25 protein-coding genes are annotated in these 23,856 nt (G+C 36.0%); 12 read left to right on the top strand and 13 right to left on the bottom strand.

The features are described from left to right. Positions 1 to 4 precede the first annotated feature (4 nt). Positions 5 to 1,093 (bottom strand): DNA polymerase IV, encoded by a 1,089-nt coding sequence (gene dinB / locus BD809_RS00630; RefSeq protein ID WP_262712873.1) that lies wholly within the window; start codon positions 1,091 to 1,093, stop codon positions 5 to 7. Between the two features lie 93 nt (positions 1,094 to 1,186). Between dinB and BD809_RS00625 the strand changes: the two genes are divergently transcribed. The 3 genes from BD809_RS00625 (at position 1,187) to BD809_RS00615 (ending at position 3,057) form a co-directional block, all read left to right on the top strand. Further along, the gene (locus BD809_RS00625; RefSeq protein WP_148781015.1) at positions 1,187 to 1,849 is read left to right on the top strand and encodes an NAD(P)H-binding protein; all 663 of its coding nucleotides are present in this window, start codon (positions 1,187 to 1,189) and stop codon (positions 1,847 to 1,849) included. A 21-nt stretch (positions 1,850 to 1,870) separates the two neighbouring features. Beyond that, positions 1,871 to 2,353, top strand: coding sequence for a CYTH domain-containing protein (locus BD809_RS00620; protein WP_148781014.1), 483 nt, complete (start codon positions 1,871 to 1,873; stop codon positions 2,351 to 2,353). Between the two features lie 206 nt (positions 2,354 to 2,559). Next, a complete protein-coding gene (locus BD809_RS00615) occupies positions 2,560 to 3,057 on the top strand; it encodes a YciI family protein (protein ID WP_148781013.1) in 498 nt (165 codons plus the stop codon). 263 nt (positions 3,058 to 3,320) lie between these two features. On the opposite strand, the gene BD809_RS00610 is transcribed toward BD809_RS00615, so the two are convergent. Together BD809_RS00610 and BD809_RS00605 are read right to left on the bottom strand one after the other, a co-directional pair. Then, on the bottom strand, positions 3,321 to 5,219 hold the full coding sequence (locus BD809_RS00610; RefSeq protein ID WP_148781012.1) for an amidophosphoribosyltransferase: 1,899 nt from the start codon (positions 5,217 to 5,219) through the stop codon (positions 3,321 to 3,323). Positions 5,220 to 5,299: 80 nt separating this feature from the next. Then, positions 5,300 to 6,229 (bottom strand): PfkB family carbohydrate kinase, encoded by a 930-nt coding sequence (locus BD809_RS00605; protein ID WP_148781011.1) that lies wholly within the window; start codon positions 6,227 to 6,229, stop codon positions 5,300 to 5,302. Between the two features lie 285 nt (positions 6,230 to 6,514). Here BD809_RS00605 and BD809_RS00600 point away from each other — a divergent pair, with 285 nt between their 5' ends. Beyond that, positions 6,515 to 7,600 carry a M12 family metallopeptidase gene (locus BD809_RS00600; RefSeq protein ID WP_148781010.1) on the top strand — a complete coding sequence of 362 codons (1,086 nt, stop codon included), beginning with the start codon at positions 6,515 to 6,517 and terminating at the stop codon, positions 7,598 to 7,600. Positions 7,601 to 7,756: 156 nt separating this feature from the next. On the opposite strand, the gene BD809_RS00595 is transcribed toward BD809_RS00600, so the two are convergent. The 7 genes from BD809_RS00595 to purN all read right to left on the bottom strand — a co-directional run bounded on the left by BD809_RS00595 (position 7,757) and on the right by purN (position 11,509). Beyond that, complete coding sequence (locus tag BD809_RS00595) at positions 7,757 to 8,071, bottom strand: hypothetical protein (RefSeq protein ID WP_148781009.1); 315 nt, start codon at positions 8,069 to 8,071, stop codon at positions 7,757 to 7,759. Continuing rightward, a complete protein-coding gene (locus BD809_RS00590; protein WP_148781008.1) occupies positions 8,068 to 8,340 on the bottom strand; it encodes a hypothetical protein in 273 nt (90 codons plus the stop codon). Before BD809_RS00590 ends, BD809_RS00595 begins: the two co-directional genes overlap by 4 nt. A gap of 77 nt (positions 8,341 to 8,417) precedes the next feature. After that, a complete protein-coding gene (locus BD809_RS15785; protein ID WP_394348842.1) occupies positions 8,418 to 9,341 on the bottom strand; it encodes an alpha/beta hydrolase family protein in 924 nt (307 codons plus the stop codon). Positions 9,342 to 9,466: 125 nt separating this feature from the next. Continuing rightward, entirely contained in the window at positions 9,467 to 9,832 is a 366-nt protein-coding gene (locus BD809_RS15775) for a hypothetical protein (protein WP_246131385.1), read from the bottom strand. Beyond that, the gene (locus tag BD809_RS00580; RefSeq protein WP_148781007.1) at positions 9,829 to 10,164 is read right to left on the bottom strand and encodes an SdpI family protein; all 336 of its coding nucleotides are present in this window, start codon (positions 10,162 to 10,164) and stop codon (positions 9,829 to 9,831) included. Before BD809_RS00580 ends, BD809_RS15775 begins: the two co-directional genes overlap by 4 nt. 41 nt (positions 10,165 to 10,205) lie before the next feature. Beyond that, positions 10,206 to 10,841 (bottom strand): ribonuclease H1 domain-containing protein, encoded by a 636-nt coding sequence (locus BD809_RS00575; protein WP_148781006.1) that lies wholly within the window; start codon positions 10,839 to 10,841, stop codon positions 10,206 to 10,208. 89 nt (positions 10,842 to 10,930) lie between these two features. Beyond that, positions 10,931 to 11,509, bottom strand: coding sequence for a phosphoribosylglycinamide formyltransferase (gene purN, locus BD809_RS00570; protein WP_148781005.1), 579 nt, complete (start codon positions 11,507 to 11,509; stop codon positions 10,931 to 10,933). A gap of 181 nt (positions 11,510 to 11,690) precedes the next feature. Between purN and BD809_RS00565 the strand changes: the two genes are divergently transcribed. The 5 genes from BD809_RS00565 to pyk all read left to right on the top strand — a co-directional run bounded on the left by BD809_RS00565 (position 11,691) and on the right by pyk (position 16,019). Further along, entirely contained in the window at positions 11,691 to 11,924 is a 234-nt protein-coding gene (locus BD809_RS00565) for an acyl carrier protein (RefSeq protein WP_024768509.1), read from the top strand. A gap of 17 nt (positions 11,925 to 11,941) precedes the next feature. Further along, positions 11,942 to 13,195: a beta-ketoacyl-ACP synthase II gene (gene fabF / locus BD809_RS00560; protein WP_148781004.1), complete on the top strand. Its 1,254-nt coding sequence runs from the start codon at positions 11,942 to 11,944 to the stop codon at positions 13,193 to 13,195. 2 nt (positions 13,196 to 13,197) lie between these two features. Next, the gene (rnc, locus tag BD809_RS00555) at positions 13,198 to 13,935 is read left to right on the top strand and encodes a ribonuclease III (RefSeq protein WP_148781003.1); all 738 of its coding nucleotides are present in this window, start codon (positions 13,198 to 13,200) and stop codon (positions 13,933 to 13,935) included. Between the two features lie 168 nt (positions 13,936 to 14,103). Further along, positions 14,104 to 14,592: an IPExxxVDY family protein gene (locus BD809_RS00550; RefSeq protein ID WP_148781002.1), complete on the top strand. Its 489-nt coding sequence runs from the start codon at positions 14,104 to 14,106 to the stop codon at positions 14,590 to 14,592. Next, a complete protein-coding gene (gene pyk / locus BD809_RS00545; RefSeq protein ID WP_148781001.1) occupies positions 14,592 to 16,019 on the top strand; it encodes a pyruvate kinase in 1,428 nt (475 codons plus the stop codon). The genes BD809_RS00550 and pyk overlap by 1 nt, the downstream gene beginning before the upstream one ends. 94 nt (positions 16,020 to 16,113) lie before the next feature. On the opposite strand, the gene BD809_RS00540 is transcribed toward pyk, so the two are convergent. Next, positions 16,114 to 17,565 carry a PAS domain-containing sensor histidine kinase gene (locus BD809_RS00540; protein WP_148781000.1) on the bottom strand — a complete coding sequence of 484 codons (1,452 nt, stop codon included), beginning with the start codon at positions 17,563 to 17,565 and terminating at the stop codon, positions 16,114 to 16,116. 43 nt (positions 17,566 to 17,608) lie between these two features. After that, a complete protein-coding gene (locus BD809_RS00535) occupies positions 17,609 to 18,004 on the bottom strand; it encodes a DUF2721 domain-containing protein (protein ID WP_148780999.1) in 396 nt (131 codons plus the stop codon). A 108-nt stretch (positions 18,005 to 18,112) separates the two neighbouring features. Between BD809_RS00535 and BD809_RS00530 the strand changes: the two genes are divergently transcribed. After that, a complete protein-coding gene (locus tag BD809_RS00530) occupies positions 18,113 to 19,033 on the top strand; it encodes a DnaJ C-terminal domain-containing protein (RefSeq protein WP_148780998.1) in 921 nt (306 codons plus the stop codon). Further along, entirely contained in the window at positions 19,030 to 19,320 is a 291-nt protein-coding gene (locus BD809_RS00525; protein WP_148780997.1) for a chaperone modulator CbpM, read from the top strand. Before BD809_RS00530 ends, BD809_RS00525 begins: the two co-directional genes overlap by 4 nt. 4 nt (positions 19,321 to 19,324) lie before the next feature. Here the strand turns inward: BD809_RS00525 and BD809_RS00520 are convergent, their stop codons facing one another. Beyond that, positions 19,325 to 22,174 (bottom strand): VPS10 domain-containing protein, encoded by a 2,850-nt coding sequence (locus tag BD809_RS00520; RefSeq protein ID WP_148780996.1) that lies wholly within the window; start codon positions 22,172 to 22,174, stop codon positions 19,325 to 19,327. A 287-nt stretch (positions 22,175 to 22,461) separates the two neighbouring features. Here BD809_RS00520 and BD809_RS00515 point away from each other — a divergent pair, with 287 nt between their 5' ends. Continuing rightward, positions 22,462 to 23,757 carry an aminopeptidase P family protein gene (locus BD809_RS00515; RefSeq protein WP_148780995.1) on the top strand — a complete coding sequence of 432 codons (1,296 nt, stop codon included), beginning with the start codon at positions 22,462 to 22,464 and terminating at the stop codon, positions 23,755 to 23,757. Positions 23,758 to 23,856 lie beyond the last annotated feature (99 nt).

Here is a 23,856-nt window from a genome sequence, read left to right as displayed (position 1 = left end):
CCTTTTACAGGTCAAATTTCAATTGAATTATTTCTACTTCCTCCTTCTTTTTTACTAAAGATTTTGCGGTATTTAAATTGGATAGTGAAATTCCCAGTAAACGAACAGAATTTTTCATTTTTTCCTGATACAATAATTCTTTAGCGGTTTCCAGTATGATAGCTGCGTCGTTCACAAAATAGGGCAGGGATTTACTGCGAGTTTGCAAAGTAAAATCACTGTATTTTATTTTTAATGTTATAGTTCTTCCTGAAACTTTACTGTTTTTTAAACGGCGTTGCAACTCTTCAGCAATACTTTCCAAACGTTCGATCATATAGATTTCAGATGCTATATTTTCTCTGAACGTTCGCTCAGCTGCCAAAGATTTACGTTCTCGATTTGGTTTTACCGGACTCGTATGTATGCCCCGTACAATTTGAAAATAATGTTTACCTGATTTGCCAAAATGCCGATTTAAAAACTCCTCAGTTTTTGATTTAAGATCCAAGCCGGTATAGATACCCATCTCATACATTTTGGCCTGGGTTACTTTACCCACTCCGTAAAACTTTTTTACATCCAGTTTTTCCAGAAATTCGATAACCTCTTCGGGATTAACGGTTTTTTGACCGTTGGGTTTGTTATAATCACTCGCTATTTTTGCTACAAATTTGTTGATAGAAATCCCTGCAGAGGCCGTGAGTCCTACTTGATCAAGAATACGTTGTCTGATATGCTGTGCTATCAAACTTGCACTCGGATTACCCTTTTTATTTACTGTAACATCTAAATATGCCTCATCCAGTGATAATGGCTCTACTAAGTCAGTATATTCAAAAAAAATCTTCCGTATTGCTGAAGAGATCTCTTTATATCGCTCAAATCTCGGTTTTACAAAGAGAAGGTCGGGACATAACCTTTTTGCCATCGCTCCACTCATTGCCGATCGTACGCCATAGACACGTGCTTCATAACTCGCAGCACTCACCACACCACGCTTTTCACTGCCGCCAACAGCCAGCGGTTTTCCTCTCAAATCAGGATTATCTAGCTGTTCTACAGAAGCATAAAAAGCATCCATGTCGACATGTATGATTTTGCGATGATCCACTTACTCTTATGAATTTTGATACTGCAAATTTATAGCTTCTTTGACTAATGTTCCCCGCATCATTACCTACCTTTACGTTAAAATTTAAAGGGTATGAGCAAAATTGCAATTGTTTTAGGCGCTACAGGATTAACCGGACATGCTTTACTACAGCAACTTTTAGAAGATTCGGATTATGACAAAGTAAAACTATTCTCCCGAAGTAGTTCTAATACAGACCACCCAAAGGTTGAAGAATATCTGATTGATCTTTTTAAACTTGACAATTATGCAGATGCGTTTACCGGTGATGTTGTGTTTTGCTGTATAGGTACTACCAAAAGTAAAACTCCGAATAAAAATTTATACAAAAAAATCGATTACGGAATTCCGTTAGCCGCTGCAAAGCTTTGTGTTCAAAATAAAATTTCAAGTTTTATGGTTGTTTCTGCCCTTGGCGCGAACCCTAAAAGTAAAATTTTCTATAATAGAATAAAGGGCGAAATGCAGGGAGCACTATTGAAATTAGCTATCGATAAAACTTATGTTTTACAACCTTCTCTTATCGACACAAAAAGAGAGGAAAGAAGAATCGGGGAGTATTTATTTATTCAATTTATGAGAATAATTAACCCGTTGCTTGCAGGAAACCTAAAGAAATATCGATCTATCAAACCCGAAACCATAGCTAAAGCCATGCGTTGGTTAGATAAAAATGATTACGACAAAGAAATTATCGAATCAGATACGCTGCAGGACATTGCTTTAAAAATGTAATTACATAATCAAACGGATCACATGCAGGAAATTGAACGAAAATTTTTAGTCACTTCTACCGCTTTCAAGAAAGAAGCTCTCACCTCTTACAGAATTGAACAAGGCTTTTTAAATACGGATCCCGACCGTACAGTTCGTATACGCATCAAAGGAAATACCGGGTTTATAACAGTCAAAGGGATTGGGAATGCTTCAGGCACTACCCGCTTTGAATGGGAAAGGGAAATACCAGTCAATGAAGCAGAACAGCTATTGGATCTTTGTAAGGCCGGTAGTATCGAAAAAATTCGATATGAAATCCCCGTAAACCAGCATAGGTTTGAGGTAGATGTTTTCTTTGGAGCTAATCAAGGACTCATTCTGGCCGAAATTGAACTAACTGAAGAAAACGAGTGTTTTAAAAAACCTAATTGGTTAGGCAAAGAAGTTACCGGTGATAAAAAATATTACAATTCTCAACTAAGTAAAAATCCTTTTACAAACTGGAAGAACATCCCTCTTTGAAAATTTAAAGACACAAATAAGGTTGAATAAATAACTTAGTCGTTTACGGAATTTGACAACAATTTTATACAATTGAGATGCATCCAGCAAAAGAATAATTCCTGTCAAGTATAGCCCTGCAGACCATACAAAGGATTAATAAAGAATACGCTCTTAGGTTTTTAGTTTATTTTTGACGCATCCTTTATTAATCAAATACCTTATCAATGAAAATCAACATATTCCTATTTGCTGTATCTTTTTTACTTATTGCCTGTGACAAAAAGATTAAAGCGACAGATCCTTCACCAACAACTGATAGCATTTTAACCTCCAAACCCGTAAGTGCTCTAAAAAAAGAACTAACTGATAAGGGGTTTCAGATTTTCGATTATGTAGATGAAAAATCGGGGGACACTGTTTTGATGCAACAATATTTTATGGTGTTTTTAAAAAGAGGTGCAACTGTTGATCAGGATAAAAAAACAGTAGACAGTCTTCAAAAATTACATCTTGCTCATTTAGGAAAAATGTATGAATTAGGGTATGCAGATATCTCCGGTCCATTTGGAGATGATGGCGACATTCGTGGTGTTACCATCTACAACACCCCATCCCTTAGGATAGCAGACAGCCTTGCTAAGTCTGATCCTATGGTACAAGCTGGTCGCTTAGAAATAGAAATTCATCCCTGGTGGGCAGCTAAAGGTTTTTCGTTACGATAATCTGTGAAGGTTTTTTAGGGTGCTCGTGTGTTCGAAACTTTGAGCGTGCGCGATGCTAAAAAAGTAAAACTTTTATAAAATAAAAAAAGGTGGAAGATCCACCTTTTTTTGCCCCAAATCTACCATGAACTTAACCTACTTATGCTATGGCTCTGCTAATATAAAGCGTTATTTCCTTGTGGAAAAATGTTTTAGACAAACGGTCAAAATACTTGTTGAACTACACAAAATTTAAAAATTTAACACAAATAATTTTTATCTTGTTAATACGCTCTTTCATTTTTTCCTTCGTAAAAATTGATAAACGCACGATTTACGACCCGATTTCCACCCACGGTTGGATAATCTCCTGTAAAATACCAATCTCCAAGATTTTTTGGACATGCTTTATGGAGGTTATCAACTGTTTGATAGATAATTTTTACATCTGTTGTTACTGATTCTTCGCTTAAAAGCTCTGCAATCTTATCACTAACCTCTTGATCTGAAAAGTTTGCATAGATTTCTTTTACATAATTCTGAACATCCGAATCTTCAAAGTTTTCTTGCGATTTACATTTTTCGTATACCTTTTCCACCAAATCATAGTTGCCATCCTCTTTCAGCAACTCAAGAGCTGCGTTAAACGCTATGAGCCCTTCCAAGTTAGCCATATCAATACCATAGCAGTCGGGATAACGAATTTGTGGCGCTGATGATACAACAATAATCTTCTTGGGTTGCAAGCGATCCAGCATTTTAATAATACTCTTCTTAAGTGTCGTTCCTCTTACAATACTATCATCAATAATTACCAAATTATCTTCAGCCTTGACAACTCCGTACGTAATATCATATACGTGTGCTACCAAATCATCTCGACTACTATCTTCTGTAATGAATGTACGAAGCTTTGCGTCTTTGATAGCTATTTTTTCGGTACGTAAACGATGTGATAAAATTTCTTTTAAACGTTCGTTTGTTAGCTGCTCTTTTTCCGCCAGAATGGTTTCGTTCTTCTGCTTGTTCAATTCATCCTGAGCAGCCTCGACCATGCCATAAAAAGAGGTCTCTGCCGTATTGGGAATAAAAGAAAATACCGTGTTTATAGTATCGTGATTAATTTCTTTGAGCACCTGAGGCATAATCAATTTTCCAAGCATTTTGCGTTCTTCATAAATTTCGGCATCACTACCTCTTGAAAAATAAATGCGCTCAAAAGAACAGGCCTTACGTTCTAAAGGCGCTATAATTCGTTGGATCGAAGTCTCTCCGCTCTTTTTTATAATAATTGCTTTACCCGGATCTAATTCCTTTACATTTTCAAAATCAACATTAAAAACTGTTTGTATAACCGGTCGCTCCGAAGCCACAACAACAACCTCTTCATCCTGATAATAGTAGGTAGGTCTAATTCCTGCCGGATCTCTCAAAACAAAAGCATCCCCATGTCCCAACATCCCTGCCATAGCATAACCTCCATCCCAATCACGAGATGATTTTTTCAAAATTTTAGCAACATTAAGTCGTTCTGCGATCTCAGGAGAGGCGTCCACTTTACTAAAACCTTCTTTCTTAAGTTTCTTATATAGTTTGGCTACTTCAGAATCCAGAAAATGGCCAATTTTTTCCATCACAGTGATTGTATCCACTCTGTCTTTAGGATGTTGACCCAGTTTCACTAAGTTTTTGAACAACAAATCATTGTTTGTCATATTAAAGTTTCCGGCAACAATTAGATTACGGTGCATCCAGTTGTTTTGTCTCAAAAAAGGATGAACACTCTCTACACTATTTTGACCAAAAGTTCCATAACGTACATGACCTAACAATACTTCACCGATATAAGGAACATTTTTTTTCTGCCAAGTAACATCATCACTATATTGCGGATTTGCAGTCAACTCCGTATTGATACGATCATTGATCTGAGAAAAAATATCTTGTATAGGTTGTGGTTCACTAGAACGAATTCGGCTGATATAACGTTCTCCAGGTAATGTATCTAACTTGATACTTGCTAGTCCGGCGCCATCCTGACCACGATTATGCTGCTTCTCCATCATCAAGTACATTTTATTTACTCCGTAAAATGCACTTCCGTATTTTTTCTTGTAGTATTCCAAAGGCTTCAGCAATCGGATCATTGCGATACCACATTCATGTTTTAAAGCGTCACTCATTATATATCTAAAATTCTAGTTGTTGTGTTTCCACTTAAATAAAAAACCCTAGTGCATAATGGCTAGGGCTTAAAATATTGCTATGTTAATTCAATTTCGAATTGTGTCAATTCTTTGAATTCCTGTAAGCGTTTTTTTATTTCCTCTCTTTCCAACTCTTGCATGCGTTCGGTTCCAAATTTTTCTACGCTAAAGGAAGCTAAATTGGAGGCATGGATAATTGCTTTTTTCATATTCTCAAAAGAGATGTCATTCGTTTTTGTAAGGTATCCAGAAAATCCACCTGCAAACGTATCCCCTGCACCGGTAGGATCAAAAACCTCTTCTAACGGTAGAGCAGGAGCAAAAAATATTTGCTCATTATGAAACAATAACGCTCCGTGTTCACCTTTTTTAATGATTACGTAGTTAGGCCCCATCTTTTCAATCGCACGAGCAGCTTTAACCAAAGAGTACTCTCCACTAAGCTGTCTTGCCTCTTCATCATTTATCGTTATTACATCTACTTTGGCAATTACTTTACGTAAATCCTCAATAAACATATCTTCCATCCAAAAATTCATAGTATCCAAGATAGCCAACTTTGGTTTTACAGTCATTTGCTCCAGGACACTAAGCTGTACCAACGGATTTAAGTTTCCTAACATCACAATTTCGGCATCTTTATAATGATCCGGAACGATAGGGTTAAAATCTGCCAACACATTAAGTTGCGTATCCAATGTATCTCTGGAGTTGAGGTCGTTATGATATTTACCACTCCAGAAGAAAGTCTTTCCTCCTTTAACAACTTCTACCGCTTCGGTATCGATGCTTCTATCCTGTAACATTTTTAAGTATTCTTCTGGAAAATCCTCTCCCACAACAGAAACAATAGCCGAAGGTATGTTAAAAGTAGAAGCGGCAAGTCCAATAAACGGTGCAGCTCCTCCTAAGATTTTATCAGTTTTTCCAAATGGAGTTTCAATGGCATCAAAGGCAATAGAGCCTACAATCAGTAATTTACTCATAAATAGCGTAATATTTTTTTGCAAATATAAGTTTTAGTTTTTAGAATAGATAAGAAATCAAATAGCTTGCCATTATTACATGGAATATCGATAAAATAAGAGAATTCGCGTTTGTAAATCACCCAGGGAGAAAGATAATTATACGATAAGTTTTTACCGCTAAGACTGTTTAATCAACATACTTTTGCTGCTTTCTGTGAAAAGAAAAAATAAAAAATGTTAAAAAATTGTGAAAAAACAGTAAAGCTGCTTCTCTTTGCCGCCTTAACATAAACTCATACTTAAATGAAAAAATTATTATTAGCTAAACTATTTGTAGTTGCGATCATGTCAACCTTTTTATTTAGCTGCGAAAAGGATTCTAAAGAGCTCACAGAAATCTCCTTAGATTCTGAAGTCATCAAAAATGCACATGTGTGTGTAGAAAAGTGGGATGCAAAACTTAATACAAAAGCAGCAAGTGTCAAAGCTAAAGAATGGGATGCAGGTCAAACAATCTATGTTAAATTCTTAAACGGAAACAATTTCGTACAATCCAAAGTACAACAGTATGCTAAAGAATGGGAACAATTTGCTAATGTAAAACTTGTATTTCTAGCATCAAACAGTAGTACGGCTGCAAACATTAAAATTACGTTCAAAGAAGGTGCATATGCAAATGACGGTGGATCTTGGTCTTATTTAGGAACAGATTCTAACAGTTATTCTCGAAGTATGCACTTTGGATGGTTTAACGATACCACTACAGATAGTGAATTTAGTCGAACTACCATTCATGAATTTGGACATGCGCTTGGGTTAATCCATGAACATCAAAATCCTGTTGCCGGAATCAACTGGGATAAAGAAGCAGTGTATGCGTATTATGCAGGACCTCCAAATAACTGGAGTAGAGCGCAGGTTGATAATAACCTGTTCAGACGTTATGAAGCTAGTTCTTCTAACTATAGTGTGTATGACCCTAAATCTATTATGCATTACCCAATTCCGGCAGAACACACATTAGATGGAGTTGCTGTTGGAAGAAATACAGTTTTATCGAGTACTGATAAATCCTTTATCGGAACTATTTATCCTTTTAGTGGAACTCCAAGTAACGACATATGCGATGGTGTAGCTCCCTATAATGGCAGTACTTCTTATGCTGTTGGTGATCAGGTTACTTATAACGGAGATTTATATGAAAGAACATCCACTGGGTGGAACAACCTTGGTGCATGTGGAAGCAGCCCGGTAGTTGATAAATGTGATGGTGTAGCTCCATATAATGGCAGTACTTCTTATGCTGTAGGAGATCAGGTTACTTACAACGGAGACTTATATGAAAGAACATCCACTGGATGGAATAACCTTGGTCCTTGTGGTAGTTAATACTAACCAACAATAAAACACATGGAATTGTTCAATAAGTCAGTTTCGTAAGAGAACTAAATGCCCTGAAGTAAATTTCAGGGCATTTTTTTATGTAGTATATATCAAAAATCTTTTAAAAGACTTTCTGAAAGTTAAACACATTAATTCTAAAAATTATTCTAAACCCAATATATCTAATAACTCAACAATATTTTGTTCTTCTGTTCTAGCATGTATATAGCTTTTACCAAATTTGTTAATGTGCATTCTATTTAATACAAAAGAAAATTTTTCAGCCTCCAAATTACCTTGCTCGTAGGCCTTTTTCAAATAGGGGTACACTAATAATTTATTGTTTGGCTGTTGGTGTAATGTCACAGTTGCAACCGCCGACCTAGCTTTTATACTTTTGATAGCATCATCATGATACCCATATGCCTCGAGGTATTGCATAATCTTTATAAAATTTTGATCGTCGACATAGTTCATTCTATTGACATATTGCCTGTACGAATAAGAATTTTATCAAAATTATTCTTTTTTAAAATCTCTAGCGCTACTTCTGGATCTCTCGCTTTTTGATCGTCTATAAAAATCTGTTCTAAAAATGCCTCCTTCTTTTTTACCGTGTTTAAGGCTTTAACTGAAACTTTCTGCTCCGATTCATTAGATTTGATTTTTTCTATATCAACCTTCTTAACTTCTTTACATGAACTTGCAAGAAGTAAAATAAACAATAAACTAAAAAATCTAATCATATGTAAGTCTAAGGATTATGAATCACTTCCTCCCAAAATCTGCCGGGATTTCGCCCAAGGGTTTGGCAGCCATTAAATTACTTAACAGTAATAACTTTATTTTCTTTTATCCAATCTACCATAAGTTTTAACACTTTGGAAGAAAAAGTTTGTTCTATCTTCTGATATTCAATTGGCAAACCTGTCTCGCTCTCTTGAAACAAATGATTTAAATCAGGTATTGTCTTTATATTATAATTTTTATTCTTCCCTCTACTTAGAGCTTTATCTATAGCAATTAAATTATCATAAGGGAGTACCTGCAAGTCATGCTCTCCGTTTATTGCCAAAACTGGACACTTCACCTTTTTTAAATGCTTTTCAGGGTTATATTTTACAAAAAAAGTGAACCATGGAGATGACATTTGGTTGACTAAGTTATCGATAAACTGTTGATCGCTAATCTGTGTTGGCTTTTGATATAAAAAATTATACTTTTTTAGTGCATTTTCCAAATGACTTTTCAGCTTCTTTCTCAATTTATTTCTTTTTTTAATTCTTTCTACATAGGAATAAGATTCGCGATTAATTCTTTCAATTTTTGCTATTTCAACATTACTCATTCCGCTTTTTTTAAGCAGTGCTTCTGACTGAGACAACAGTAGTTCTTTACCTTTTAAACCAGGAGAAGCCAGTAAAATTATAAAATCGACTGCATCTCTTTTGTTTGCGACCATCGCCGCTATAATTCCTCCTTCGCTATGACCAATTAAGCCAATTTCTTTGAAATTAAAATCCTTTCTACTAGAAAGATAATCAACGGCGGATGCTACATCATCAGCGAAATCTAGAGTAGTTGCTTTAGAAAAATCTCCTTGTGATTGTCCCACTCCACGATCATCAAATCGTAAAACAGCTATCTTATTTTTTACTAAATAATCTGTAATGACCAAAAACGGTTTATGTCCAAATACTTCAGAATCTCGGTTCTGCGGACCACTACCACTAATTAAGATAACTATAGGAAAGGTTTTATCTATTTCATCAGGAAAGGATAGTGTGCCCGATAAGTTTATACCTTCTTTATTCTGAAAAGAAATAAGTTCACTTTTATAAGTAAATGGTGGAATAGGCTCTTGTGGTCTGTTTACTCTTTGTTCTTGATCTTTTTTTTTAAAAGATTTAAAGGCAATACAGCACCAGACTGTTTAAACGCACCAGAAATTAAGCTGTCATTTTTAACCTTTCCTTCATAAGAAATACCAGCATTTTTAATTGAAAAGGTAATCACTTCTCCTTTTACCAATGTTGTATCTACGGGTATATCTTTTGCGCCTTGCGCAGGACTGTCCATAGTGGATACATATAGACTCCCTTTTTTATGTATCTTAAAGACTAAAGGCAATTTAGTGTTTTGAACTTCTAAAACCCCTTCCCAAATCCCTGTAATAACTTGTGCGTTGGAAACATAATAGCTTACACTACATAGTAGTAATAAAGTGAGTCTTTTCATTTTTTATTCAATCTTTTTAAATGCATTTCCGTTAATAATATCGTTACAAAAGAACTTATTAACCATAATCCCATAGCAATAAGTAAAGCCGCAGATAAGCTTATAAAAATTGATAAAATCAATAGAACTGCAACGGAAAATAAACTAAACCAAAATAATTTTTTCGGAAAATACTCTTGAGCGATATCCCAGTTTTTTTGATTTATCATAGATCTAGGTGTGCGATATCCATATAGGTTATTGATTTTTTTGGCTGGTTTGTATAAAAAGTAAATAGGAATAATCAGAATAACTCCTACAACACTAAGTGATATTATAATTAAAGGATGCATAAAAATAAGTTTGACTAAATTTATTGAAGGGCAAGACTATCTCACTTCCTCCCAAAATCTGCCGGAATTTCGCCCCAGGCTTTGGTTTCCCATTTGACTATTTTAGTTGTATATGCATTGTTTTTTAACCATTGTGTAGCTCGATCTATTAAATCAAAAACCTTTTGATTTTTACTGGTTTTGACAAGTTTGGTTTTACAAGTTTTTTGTCGAACCCAGCTCATGGCGATTCTAGAATCTGTATATAAAATACGATCACTATTTATCTTCTTTAAATAAGCAAGACCGTGTACCAGTGCTAGATATTCTCCAATATTATTCGTCCCCTGATCAAAAGGCCCTTGATGAAAAAGCTGCTTCTCCGTTTGTGTGTCCACTCCCCGATATTCCATTTTACCAGGGTTACCGCTTGAAGCAGCATCTACCGCGATAGAATATAAATTAGGTTCACCAATTTTTAATTTCTGGGCTTCAGATAATACTGGTTTGGCTTTACTTTTTCCTTTATAATCTTCATAATGGCCCTGATATGCTTTTTTAGCAACCTCAAAATTTTCAAAGGACTTATATTTCGCGCCAGCAAAACCATTAATAACTGCTTTACAGTCCTCCCATTTTGTATAGATGCCAGGTCGATGGCCCTCCCAAACTACATAGAATTTTTCTTTTTTAGCCATACTATAGTATACGTAATGGATTTTTATTCATCTTCCTAAACCGTGAGAACTTATCCTGCCAGCATTAAAACCTCTTGAATTTTTTCTATTTACTGTGCGTCTTCGGGATACAATAATTTTTCAATGACTGTGGGAAAATGCTTGTGCTCTAATTTATGTATTGCTTTAGCCAGATCTTTGGCGTTGTCATTTTCAGAAATAGATGTTTTTGCCTGAAATAAGATTGCACCATCATCATACTTTTCATTTACAAAATGGATCGTAATTCCGCTTTCTTTCTCTTGATTATTGATCACAGCATGATGAACATGGTCTCCAAACATCCCTTTTCCACCATATTTTGGAAGTAATGCAGGATGAATATTAATTACTTTGTCCGGAAACGCATCGATAATTTTCTTTGGAAAAATCCATAAAAACCCCGCCAAAACAATGAGATCCGGCTTGGCATCTTTAAGAATATTAAGCACCTCATTTGTTTCATAAAAAGAATTCCTGTCAAAATGTAACGCCTTTACTTTATGTTCATGAGCCCTTCGTAACACCTTGGCTTGTGGTCGATTAGAAAAGACATGTGTAACCTCTGCCAGTGCATTGGCTTTAAAATATTTGATAATATTCTCGGCGTTCGTTCCCGAACCTGAGGCAAAAATTACAATACGTTTCATATCAATAGAGTGCTAGATCATTTATAAGTACAAAAAAAATAATAATTATCCATTTAGACACAGCAAAAACACAATACTTCGTTATATTTGATAAAATACACAGACATTTTTAAGGGATTGTGGGGTTTTAAAATAAAGTTTTTTATTTTTGCCACTTAATTAAAAATTAAAATTAAACATTATGTCAGACATTGCATCAAGAGTAAAAGCGATAATCGTTGACAAATTAGGAGTAGACGAAAACGAAGTAGTAAATGAGGCTAGCTTCACAAACGACTTAGGCGCAGATTCATTAGACACTGTAGAATTGATAATGGAATTCGAAAAAGAATTTGATATACAGATACCAGACGATCAGGCAGAGAACATTGCTACAGTTGGTCAGGCAATATCTTATATTGAAGACGCAAAGTAATAACTTCACCACAAAATATGAGTTTAAAGCGAGTTGTAGTCACAGGACTAGGCGCACTAACGCCTATAGGTAACGATATTAATCAATATTGGGATGGATTAGTGAATGGTAAGAGCGGTTGCGCTCCCATTACTTATTTTGACACCGAAAAATTCAAGACTAAATTTGCTTGTGAGGTCAAAAATTACGTCCCAACAGATTATTTTGATAGAAAAGAAGCACGTAAGCTAGATAAGTTTGCCCAGTATGCGATTGTCTCTTCAGAAGAGGCCATTAAAGATGCTGCCATTGATATGGATAAAGTAGACAAGTTTAGAGTTGGCGTGATCTGGGGTGCTGGTATTGGTGGTTTAGAAACATTTCAGGAAGAAGTAATTAATTACGCAAATGGTGATGGAACTCCGCGTTTCAATCCATTTTTTATTCCCAAAATGATTGCCGATATAGCACCAGGACATATTTCCATCCGAAATGGTTTTATGGGACCCAACTATACCACAGTTTCTGCTTGCGCCTCTTCGGCTAATGCAATGATCGATGCACTTAACTACATTAGATTAGGGCATTGTGATATCATTGTTACAGGAGGAAGTGAAGCTGCAGTTACAATTGCGGGTATGGGAGGATTCAATGCAATGCATGCATTATCTACCAGAAATGATACTCCACAAACTGCCTCAAGACCTTTTGATGCGACCAGAGATGGTTTTGTTTTAGGTGAAGGTAGTGGAGCGTTGATACTGGAAGAATATGAACATGCAAAAGCAAGGGGTGCTAAAATCTATGCTGAAGTTGTTGGTGGCGGAATGTCAAGTGATGCATATCATATGACAGCTCCTCATCCCGACGGTATTGGTGTAGAACGCGTAATGCTTAATTGTTTAAGAGATGCTGGTGTGCAACCAGAAGAAGTAGATGCCATAAACACTCACGGTACATCCACTCCATTAGGAGATGTAGCAGAATTGAAGGCTATTACTAAAGTTTTTGGAAAACATGCACCAAACATCAATATTAACTCTACGAAGTCTATGACTGGTCACTTACTGGGTGCTGCCGGAGCGATTGAAGCGATTTCTTCAATCTTATCCATGAAGCACAGTATTGTACCTCCAACTATTAACCACACAACGGTTGATGAAAACATAGATTCTTCATTGAATTTAACGTTGAACAAAGCACAAAAACGCGAAATTAAGTACGCCATGAGTAATACTTTTGGCTTCGGAGGTCATAATGCTTGTGTGTTATTTAAAAAATTAGACGAGTAATAATGAGTGTTATTCGCAACATATTAAATTCCCGCTCTGAAAAGAACGGGAATTTTTTTTCCAGAATTCAGGAAATACTGGGTTTTAAACCTCGTAATATTGCGAACTATGAAAAAGCATTTACCCATAGATCCCTTAATCTAAAAGACAAAAAGGGAAATGCGGTGAACTATGAACGTCTGGAGTTCTTAGGTGACGCGATGTTGAGTAGCGTAATTGCCGCACATCTTTTTAAAGAAGTACCTGAAGGAAATGAAGGCTATCTGACCAAGATGAGAGCAAAAGTTGTAAGTAGAAAACATCTTAACGAATTAGGAAAAGATCTTAAACTCATTGAACTCGTGCGTACCAATATCCCTAAATCTCAATTTGGGATCAATATTCATGGCAATTTGTTCGAATCACTTATTGGAGCCATTTATCTGGACAGAGGCTTTAACTACTGTGAACGTTTTATACAAGAGGCGGTAATCAATCCATATGTAGACATAGAAAGTCTGGAAGGTCAAATAATAAGTTATAAAAGTCTGTTAATCGAGTGGTGTCAAAAGGAGAAAAAAGATTTTAATTACGAAATCTACGAAGACACCGGTAAAGATGAAATGAAACATTTTGCAGTAAAATTGTGGATTGATAATAAAGTCATCGCAAAAGCAAGAGCCACCTCAAAAAAGAAAGCTGAAGAAAAATCTTCAAAACGGGCTTATTTTGCACTACAATCAAAAATCAATGAGTACTAATTCTTGGAACTTATGACGGTAAAATTCCTTAAACCAGCGTGATTCTGTTGCTTTAAATGAAAAGATATTAACGCAATCGTTTTCGGTGTGTATCTTCACAAAGATTTAAAGTTCTTGGTAAAATTAATTTGTATATTTCCCATTGATTTTAACGAAACAATTCATTAAGTGGCTGTTCAAAGACTCGTTTTAGATACACTTGCAGAAGATGATTATGAACTTATTGCTATTCATTGTTCTCTAGAATCCTATCGATTAGCTTTCTTGTTGAATAAGATGCTCAAAATAAAGCTTTGTCGCAAAGAACGGGACATCCAGTTTAAATATGATGATGTAGTAGCCGATTATCCATTTTATCAGTTTTATGATGAATATCAGTATACAACGTATTCTTTTTTTGCAAATACCTTTCGTCATAAAAGCGTTACTAGCGATGTAGTTAATAGCGGACTTTTTGTTACCGAACAAAATCACACAATTAAATACCTGATTCCCGAATTAAAAAATGTTGATTATTTTTTAAAAATTGAATCAGATGCATCACAGTTTTCAAGCAAGACATTGCTTATGCATATTCAGAATATAATGCAAATTGTCACCGCCTATACTGTCGATTATAACATACTAAAATCTAAGAATAATTTAATCTTTGACTAATGCCAAAACGTAAAAAAACCAAAATTGTTGCAACTTTAGGTCCTGCAACAAGTACAAAAGAAGTGCTTAAAGATATGCTCGATGCAGGAGTTGATGTTTTTAGAATCAATTTTTCACACGCCGATTATGCCGACGTAAAAGAGCGTATCAAAATGATCCGGGAACTAAGCGATGAGCATGGCTATAATACAGCAATTCTTGGAGACCTGCAAGGTCCCAAGCTGCGTGTTGGGGTGATGAAAGGTGATGTCGTTGTAAGCAAAGGGGATACTATTGAATTTGTAACTGGTAAAGCGTTTGAAGGTACGGCAGAGCGTGTTTATATGAATTACGCTGAATTTCCTAAGGATGTAAAAGCTGGTGAAAAAATTCTGTTAGATGATGGAAAACTAATGTTTGAAGTGGTTGCCACTAATGGAAAAGATATCGTACAAGCTAAAGTTATTCAAGGGGGGCCTTTACGTTCAAAAAAAGGAGTAAATCTTCCTAATACAAAGATCTCTCTACCGGCATTGACCAAAAAAGATGTAAAAGATGCCATCTTTGCTTGCGAGCAAAAAGTAGATTGGATTGCACTCTCCTTTGTAAGACATGCTGAAGACTTGATGGAGTTACAGGAATTAATCAAAAAGAACAGCGATCATAAAATTCCTATTATCGCTAAAATTGAAAAGCCGGAGGGTGTTGAGAATATTGATAAAATTGTTTCCTATTGCGATGGACTAATGGTTGCCCGTGGTGACCTGGGTGTTGAAATTCCTGCACAGGAAGTACCTCTAATTCAAAAACAACTGGTGCTAAGAGCTAAAATAGCGCGTATTCCGGTAATCATCGCGACACAGATGATGGAAACGATGATTGATAGCTTAACTCCAACCAGAGCTGAAGTAAATGATGTGGCTAATTCTGTAATGGACGGTGCAGATGCTGTGATGTTATCCGGTGAAACCTCGGTAGGTAAATATCCGGTGCAGGTCATTGAGACCATGTCTAAGGTTATTCGAAGTGTTGAACATTCAGATTTAATAAAAGTTCCGCAAAATCCGCCACATATTAGAACGAATCGTTTTATAACAAAATCGATCTGTTATCATGCAGCGCATATGGCCGATGACATTGATGCGAAAGCAATTTGTACGTTGACCAACAGTGGATACACTGCGTTCCAGATTTCGGCATGGCGTCCTACCGCACATATTTTGGTGTTTACCAGTAACAAACGAATTTTATGTCAACTCAATTTGCTGTGGGGAGTCAAAGCATTTTTCTATGACAAATATGTAAGTACCGATGAGACTGTTGAGGATGTTAATCAACTAGCCTTAACTCGTGGCTTTGTAAGTGAGGGAGATATGTTAATTAATCTGGCAGCTATGCCTGTTTCTGATAAAGGGATGGTAAATACATTGCGTGTCTCTCAAGTCTAGGGGCAAATGAACACATAATACTGGAGCAGTTTGAACAACCGTTTGAGTATACAATTAAAAAAAGCCTCAAATGAGGCTTTTTTGTTTATGTGATTTAGAACTGAATAGTAAAGGTAGTTCCTACACCGACTTCGCTCTTAACTTTAATTGTGCCGCCCATAGACTCGATCTGATTTCTGGTGATAAATAATCCAATACCTACGGCGTCTTCATTTGCATGAAACGTTTTATACATCCCGAATATCTTTGATTTATTCACTTTCATATCAATACCACTCCCATTATCCGAAATCTTCAGATAATTTGCTCCCTCTTCCGAGTATGATTTAATATGAATTACAGGTTGTCGATCCGGATGCTTATATTTTATGGCATTTGTAATTAGATTAAGAAAAATACTCTCCATATACGCAGGAATAAAAGGTATCTCAGGAAGCAAGGTAAAATCGGCAATAATTTCAGTCTTTGTAGAGTTGATTATGTGACTAATACCATTGGTAACTAGCTCAAGTGCTTTGGTAAGACGTACGGGAACTCGTTCTTGCTGATTATTGGTATGAATCGTAACGATTTCATTGAGGTGATCTATAGTGGTGTTAAGGTTGTATGATATGTGGCGTACTTCATTAATTACCTCTTCTCGTTCCTTAGGATTTTCAAGATCATCAATAAGTTGAACTAATAATGATAAATTGCTCGTGTGTGATCGTAAATTATGAGAGACAATATGAGCAAAATTAAACAGCTTTGAATTTTGAGAGGCAATGATGTCCATTGATTTTTGAAGTCTCAATTCTTTTCTCTTGGCCTCATCAATGTCCTGAAAAACCCCTCTGATACCAATTATATCTTTATCTTTTCCATAGACAGGTTTTCCAATCGCTTTTACCCAAAACTCCCTTCCGTTGGAGGTTAGCATTTTAATTTCTGTATTAAACGCAGTACCTGACATCGCACACTTAAAAAATAAATCAGCCGCTTGCTGTTTGGAATCATCGGCATAATATTTAGCCGAATTTTTAAGTGACGGAATATAATTTTCGGGATATTCCAGTATTCTTCTGGTTTCAAAATCCCAATAACTTTGTTTTTTATTGAAATCCACATACCAGCTTCCGGTAGAGGTCATTTCTGCAGTCTCCCGATAATAAAAAATATCTTTTTTGAAGGTTTTTTCAGGTTCGAGTTTTACCTCAAAAAAGAAAATTAATTGAACCAGGGATTGAATATTTACTGGTAGCTCATCATTAGTCGCACACCTGAAAAGTTGATACGCTCCTTCTTTATTAAGTATCCGGATATGTTGTTTAAAATTATGATTGTGCGATCTATATGCTTCAAAATTCTTAGCAAATAGAGACGCGTCTTCTTTGTGTAATAATTGTTCAATAAAATAAGCATAACTCGGAGTGACATCCTTTTTTGAATACCCCAAAGCCGTAAAAAATTTCTTTGACCATACGATTTGAGTTGATGCCGGATCTAATTCCCAGTACCCGGTGTCAAAATCTTTTAAAACATTATCAAAAAGTTTGTTTTTTAGCACAAATCTATTTTAAGTGGTTTATTTATAACAAGATAAGGAATTCTTACTTATTTTTTTCTATTCTATCCAAACGTATTGATAAGGCTCTGGTAGATAATTGTACTTCGATAAATGATAGAGTTAACGAAATCATTAGTGATAACAGGCTTACTCCAAAGCTAATATTAGCTACTTGCAAATAATCTAAGTAAAGAAATGTCATCGTAACAACGCTTCCCAAAAAGCTCAAAATAGCAATCGCTTGCATATGCTGTATCAACCATAATCTCTTTCTCAAATTCTTAATCTGTAATTTAATATTATCTGACGAGGATGCCTCATATTCCTTGAATAATTGTCTGATCAAAGCGGATATTGCTAAGTACCTGGCATTGTACGCTAACATAGTTAGTGATATTGCAGGAAATAGCAGGGCGGGAATACTCATAGTTAGCGTCATGAATAAAATTTTTAATTGTTACAGTGGCTATGCGAGCAATATATTTAATATTTCCTTAGTAACCATACGGGTTAGATTTTTATACTTTTAAATAAAATAATGCACTAAATGGAGTTTATTGATTATTATAAAGTTTTAGAGCTTGATAAGAAAGCTACTGCCGCTGATATCAAAAAGGCATATCGTAAATTAGCCAGGAAATATCATCCTGATCTTAATCCAAACGACGCTGAAGCTAAAAAGAAGTTTCAACAGGTTAATGAGGCCAATGAAGTTTTAAGCGATCAAGAAAAGCGAAAAAAATATGATCAATATGGAAAAGACTGGCAGCATGCTGAACAATTTGAAGAGGCTAAAAAACGGCAGCAGGCACAAGGTAGTCCTTTTGGAAGCTATAGTGGTTCGGATTCAGGCTATTCATATTCAGGCAATTTTGATGACGATACTTTCTCAGATTTTTTTGAAACTATGTTTGGCGGAGCTAAGAGACAACAAGGCCGCGGACACAGACCTCAGTTTAAAGGACAGGACTATAATGCTTCGCTACGGTTAAATTTAGCCGATGTATACACCACGCAAAAACAAACCCTAACTATTAATGACAAAAAAATTCGATTAACGATTCCTGCGGGCGTAGAAAACGGACAAACTATTAAAATAAAAAATCATGGTGCGCCGGGAATTCAAGGAGGTCCTAATGGGGATCTCTATATCACTTTTGAGATTTTAAATACTTCAGATTTTAAACGAGATGGGGCTAATCTATATAAAAATGTTGAACTCAACCTCTTTGATGCGGTTCTGGGGGGCGAGATTATGGTGGAGACTTTTGATGGAAAAGTAAAACTGCAGCTCAAGCCCGGCACACAGAACTTAACTAAGGTGAAGCTAAAGGGTAAAGGATTTCCAAAATATAAAAAAGAAGGGCAGTTTGGAGACCTTTATATAACCTACACTATCAAAATTCCCGAAAAGCTAAGTCCTAAAGAAAAGGAATTGTTTACAACCCTTAAAAATTTAAACTCATGAGAACTACAGAATATATCCTGACCCAAGATTTATGTAACCGGTACAGGGTTGAAACTTCCTTTATCTCCTTATTAATAGAAAAAGAACTTATAGAAGTACATTATGTTGAGGAGCAATATTATTTACATGTGGATCACTTAGGTGATTTTGAGCGTTTGCTGCGCCTGAAAACCGAGCTGGGTGTTAATGTCGATGGAATAGAAGTAATACAACATCTGTTAAGTAAAATCGAAAAGCTGCAGCAGGCTAATAGACAATTGAAAAACCGACTGCAGCTTTTTGAATAAGCTTTTATTTAATTTCAAACATTTCTGAAGCAACAGTAGCTCCATTGGTTATTTGAACTTGATAGGTTCCAACCGGTAAGTAATATTTTTCGTTTTTACGTTTAGTGAGTTCATCATCAGGATACTCTTTTTCATATACCTTTTTACCTTCTTTTGGTATACTTAAATCATAGGGGACATATGTAAGACCCCGATCTGCTTTTGTAGTAAACTCGTACAGCTTCTTACCTTCTTTGGTATTAATAGTGATCACTAATTCTTCTGGTTTTTTAGAATAAACTTTCAATAAAGTCCCCGGTGTTTTAGGAGCTAACCATTTACTCCATGAATTACCCCAATTTTTTGAATAGGTAATATCCGAAATCGGAAAAATATGTAAGGGTTCCGTAAGCGCATTGGTTAAACCTTGAAGAGGCTCAACATTTGTCCGATAAATGCTTCTTCCGTGAGTTCCTATCAATAAATCATTCGATTTTGACTGAATAACCATATCGTGTACTGCAACTGGTGGGAGTCCTTTTGAAAAAGTCTCCCAAGAGTTACCCCGGTCAAAGCTAACATATGCACCATTATCTGTTCCTACATAAACAACATCTTCGTTCTTAGGATCTTCAATAATAACATTTACAGGAGACATCGGGATGGAATTCCCTATAGCTGTCCACGTTGCCCCACGATCCTCGCTACGATATACATACGGCGTAAAGTCGTCCCATCGATAACCATTCAAGGTTACATATACTCTATCTTTAGCATGCTGTGAAGCTACTATTCTAGACACCCATAAATCATTGGGCAAATCTTTTGAGAGTAAGGTCCAGCTACCACCGGCATTATCGCTACGATATACAAAACCATCATCACTCCCTGTATACAAAAGACCAAAATGAAACGGAGATTCGCTAATTGCTGTTAGAGTACCATAGGCAACGTTACCTTTTTTACCGCCACCTGTTAAGTCCTTTGAAATTGCCTGCCAATCTGTTCCCTGATTCATAGATCGCATCAGCTTATTACCTCCCAGATATAGGATGTCTTGATTATGAGGAGACAATAGTATCGGAGTCTGCCAGTTAAAACGATATCGAGATTCCCCTAACTCGTGTTTTGGTTGAATATAGGTAGATTCTCCAGTTGCACGATTAAGTCTATAGTAATTACCAAACTGAAATCCCGTATACACAATATCAGCATTACGAGTATCAACTTGCACCTGCATTCCATCACCTCCCATAATACTTTCCCATGGATACTGACCATTTTGATGCCAAGCTACATCTTCTTCTGCTGTACTGGATCCTACCCATACCCCATTATCCTGCAATCCTCCATAAATATTATATGGTTCTTCATTATCCACTTGTATGGCATAAAACTGTCCAACACTTGGTTGATTTGCTTTTAACCAATTGTATCCATCATCATAGGTAATATTAACACCTCCATCATTCCCGTTAATTAAATGTTTCGGGTTCTCAGGATTTATCCATAATGCATGATGATCGGCATGAACATTCTCTGCGCTTATGCTTTCAAATGTCTTTCCACCATCTTTGGACTTCACTATGGGTACTCCCGAGATATAAATATGCTCCTTGTTTGAAGGATTAACTTGTATTTGGGCAAAGTAATACCCATAACTATAAAAAATATCGTCGAGATAATCCTCGTGTGTTTTTTTCCAACTAGTACCTCCATCATCACTGCGGTACACTTCGGCCCCAATTACAGGTGTATCAAATAGTGCTGCATTCGCATTTTCAAGATACTTCGCCAAGTCGATGGGCTTGACGGTTCCACCACGTACCATATGCTTTACGTTTTCTGCTCTGTATTTTTCCTGAAATCCATTTCGTTTCAGGTACGCATTTAGTTTCTTGTCCTCGATCTCTAAAAAGACCTCCACTGACATCGTTTTAAAGTCTTCTTTAGTCAAGCTCTTGGTGTCTCCCTTCTCTTCTTTTACTTTTCTCCGATTTTGATTGTCATGAACCGCGTACACTGTGTTTTCATCAAATACAGCTATCCCTATGCGCCCTACACCATCACCCACTGGAAAACCACTCGTTTCTGTGCTAATTTTGGTCCAGGTATCTCCCGCATCGATACTTTTGTAAATCGCAGATCCTTCACCATTTCCTTTAAAATTCCACGCTTTACGATCACGCTGCCAAGTCGAAGCATATTGAATTTTAAAATTTTGAGGAGCTACAGCTACATCAATAATTCCGGTTTTCTCATCAATAAAGAGTGTTTTTTTCCAGGTTTTTCCTCCGTCTACAGTTTTATAAATTCCACGTTCTTCATTAGCAGAATACAAATGGCCTGCAACACCGACAATTACCTCATCCGGATTTTCGGCATTTATCACAATTCTTCCTATATGATGTGAGTCAGTCAGCCCAACATTTTTCCACGTTTTTCCTTTATCCTCGGATTTTAAAATTCCAGTGCCCGCATAGGAAGACCTGGACGCATTGTTTTCTCCTGTACCTACCCAAAGTGTTCCTGATTCCCAATGTACAGCGATATCACCCACATTAATAGTTTCGGCAGTATCCAAAACAGGTGAAAATGTAGTTCCATTGTTATTGGTATACCATAATCCTCCTGAAGCATATCCTACATAAAACTCTGTAGGCTGTTTGGGATTTACTGCAATGTCTACTACACGCCCACTCATTACAGAAGGTCCAATGTTCTCAAAAGGGATGTTTTTGACTAATGATGTTTTTTGGAGATTTTGTTTTTGTATAAGTGCTTGTTGCTGATCTTGTGCAGAGGTTGATGGTTGTTGTGCTTGTATAACACCTACAAGTGTCATCAATAGCGTTGCGGTCCAATTTAGTTTCATGAATGATTTGTTGTGGATAAAGTAAAAAGGATACATACTACATACCCTCTAAAAATTGGGCTAAGTTGTATCGTATCTTCTCTCAATATCTTAGGTTTGCATAGAATATTCTTAATTTTAGCGTATGAAATTATGTAATGTTAAAATAATGTCAAAATTTTTAGATATTGTTTAACAATACGTATTTATAGAATATAATCTGAGCCTAGTGGATCTGAAAAAAAATGAAAGTTATTTTGACTTCCCCTAGCGTATATAAATTAATAGATAATTACTAAAAAAAGAAAATGAAGTACGATCCAATTGATAAGCGTCTATTTATCAAAAACAGAAAAAATTTTATGGCTCAAATGAAGCCAAATAGTATTGCCGTTTTGAACAGTAACGATATATATCCTATCAGTGCTGATAGTACCATGCCTTTTGAGCAGCATCGTGATATCTTTTACCTTAGTGGTGTTGATCAGGAAGAGAGTATTTTACTGCTTTTCCCTGATGCTCCTAAAGAAAAACATCGCGAAATACTGTTCTTAAAAGAAACAAATGATCATATCGCTGTTTGGGAAGGTGAAAAACTTACTAAAGAAATGGCTTTTGAAACTTCAGGTGTAAAAACTGTATATTGGTTACAGGAGTTCGAAAAAGTTTTTTTTGAAATTATGACGCAATGTGAAACCGTCTACGTAAATACCAACGAACATTATCGAGCCAACGTAGAAACCGAAACTCGTGAAGATCGTTTTACCAAATGGTGGAAAGCAAAGTATCCTGCCCATACTGTTGCAAAAAGTAATCCTATTTTACAACGTTTACGTTCTGTAAAAGATCCCATCGAACTAGATCTTATGCAAACTGCGTGTAATATTACTGAAAAGGCTTTTAGACGTGTATTATCCTTTGTAAAGCCCGGAGTGTGGGAATATAATATTCAGGCAGAAATTATGCATGAGTTTTTAAATAATCGCTCTAAAGGTTTTGCGTACACCCCAATTATCGCCAGTGGTAACAACGCAAATGTTTTGCATTATGTGCAAAACAATCAGGAATGTAAGCCCGGCGATCTAATACTCATGGACTTTGCGGCAGAGTACGCTAATTATGCAAGTGACTTATCCCGTACTATTCCGGTTTCAGGAAGCTATACAAAGAGACAGAAAGAGGTGTACAATGCAGTGTTACGGGTAAAAAATGAAGCTACTAAATTATTAGTGCCTGGTGCCTACTGGGAGTCGTATCATGAAGAGGTAGGTAAATTGATGACTTCAGAATTATTGGGTCTAGGTCTTTTAGATAAAGCAGACGTACAAAATGAAAATCCAGACTGGCCAGCATATAAAAAATATTTTATGCATGGTACATCTCATCATATAGGATTAGATACTCATGACTACGGTATTCTGACTGAGTCAATACAAGCAAATATGGTGTTTACCGTGGAGCCCGGGATTTATATTCCGGAAGAAGGCTTCGGTATTCGACTTGAAGATGATGTAGTCGTTCAAGAAAAAGGAGAACCAATCAATTTAATGGAGAACATTCCTATTGAAGCAGAAGAAATCGAAAGTTTAATGAATCAAAAGTAACTGCTTTTTATTTCTATAATTTTAAACCCTTATATCCTAAAAATATAAGGGTTTTTCAAATACTAACTCGGCGGTATATCCGTAAGGTATTTCACGTGA

The sequence above is a fragment of the Aquimarina intermedia genome (assembly GCF_008124785.1).
Lineage (GTDB): Bacteria > Bacteroidota > Bacteroidia > Flavobacteriales > Flavobacteriaceae > Aquimarina > Aquimarina intermedia.
Note: the sequence above shows the minus strand (reverse complement) of the source record. Positions and strands in the feature narration are given on the sequence as shown.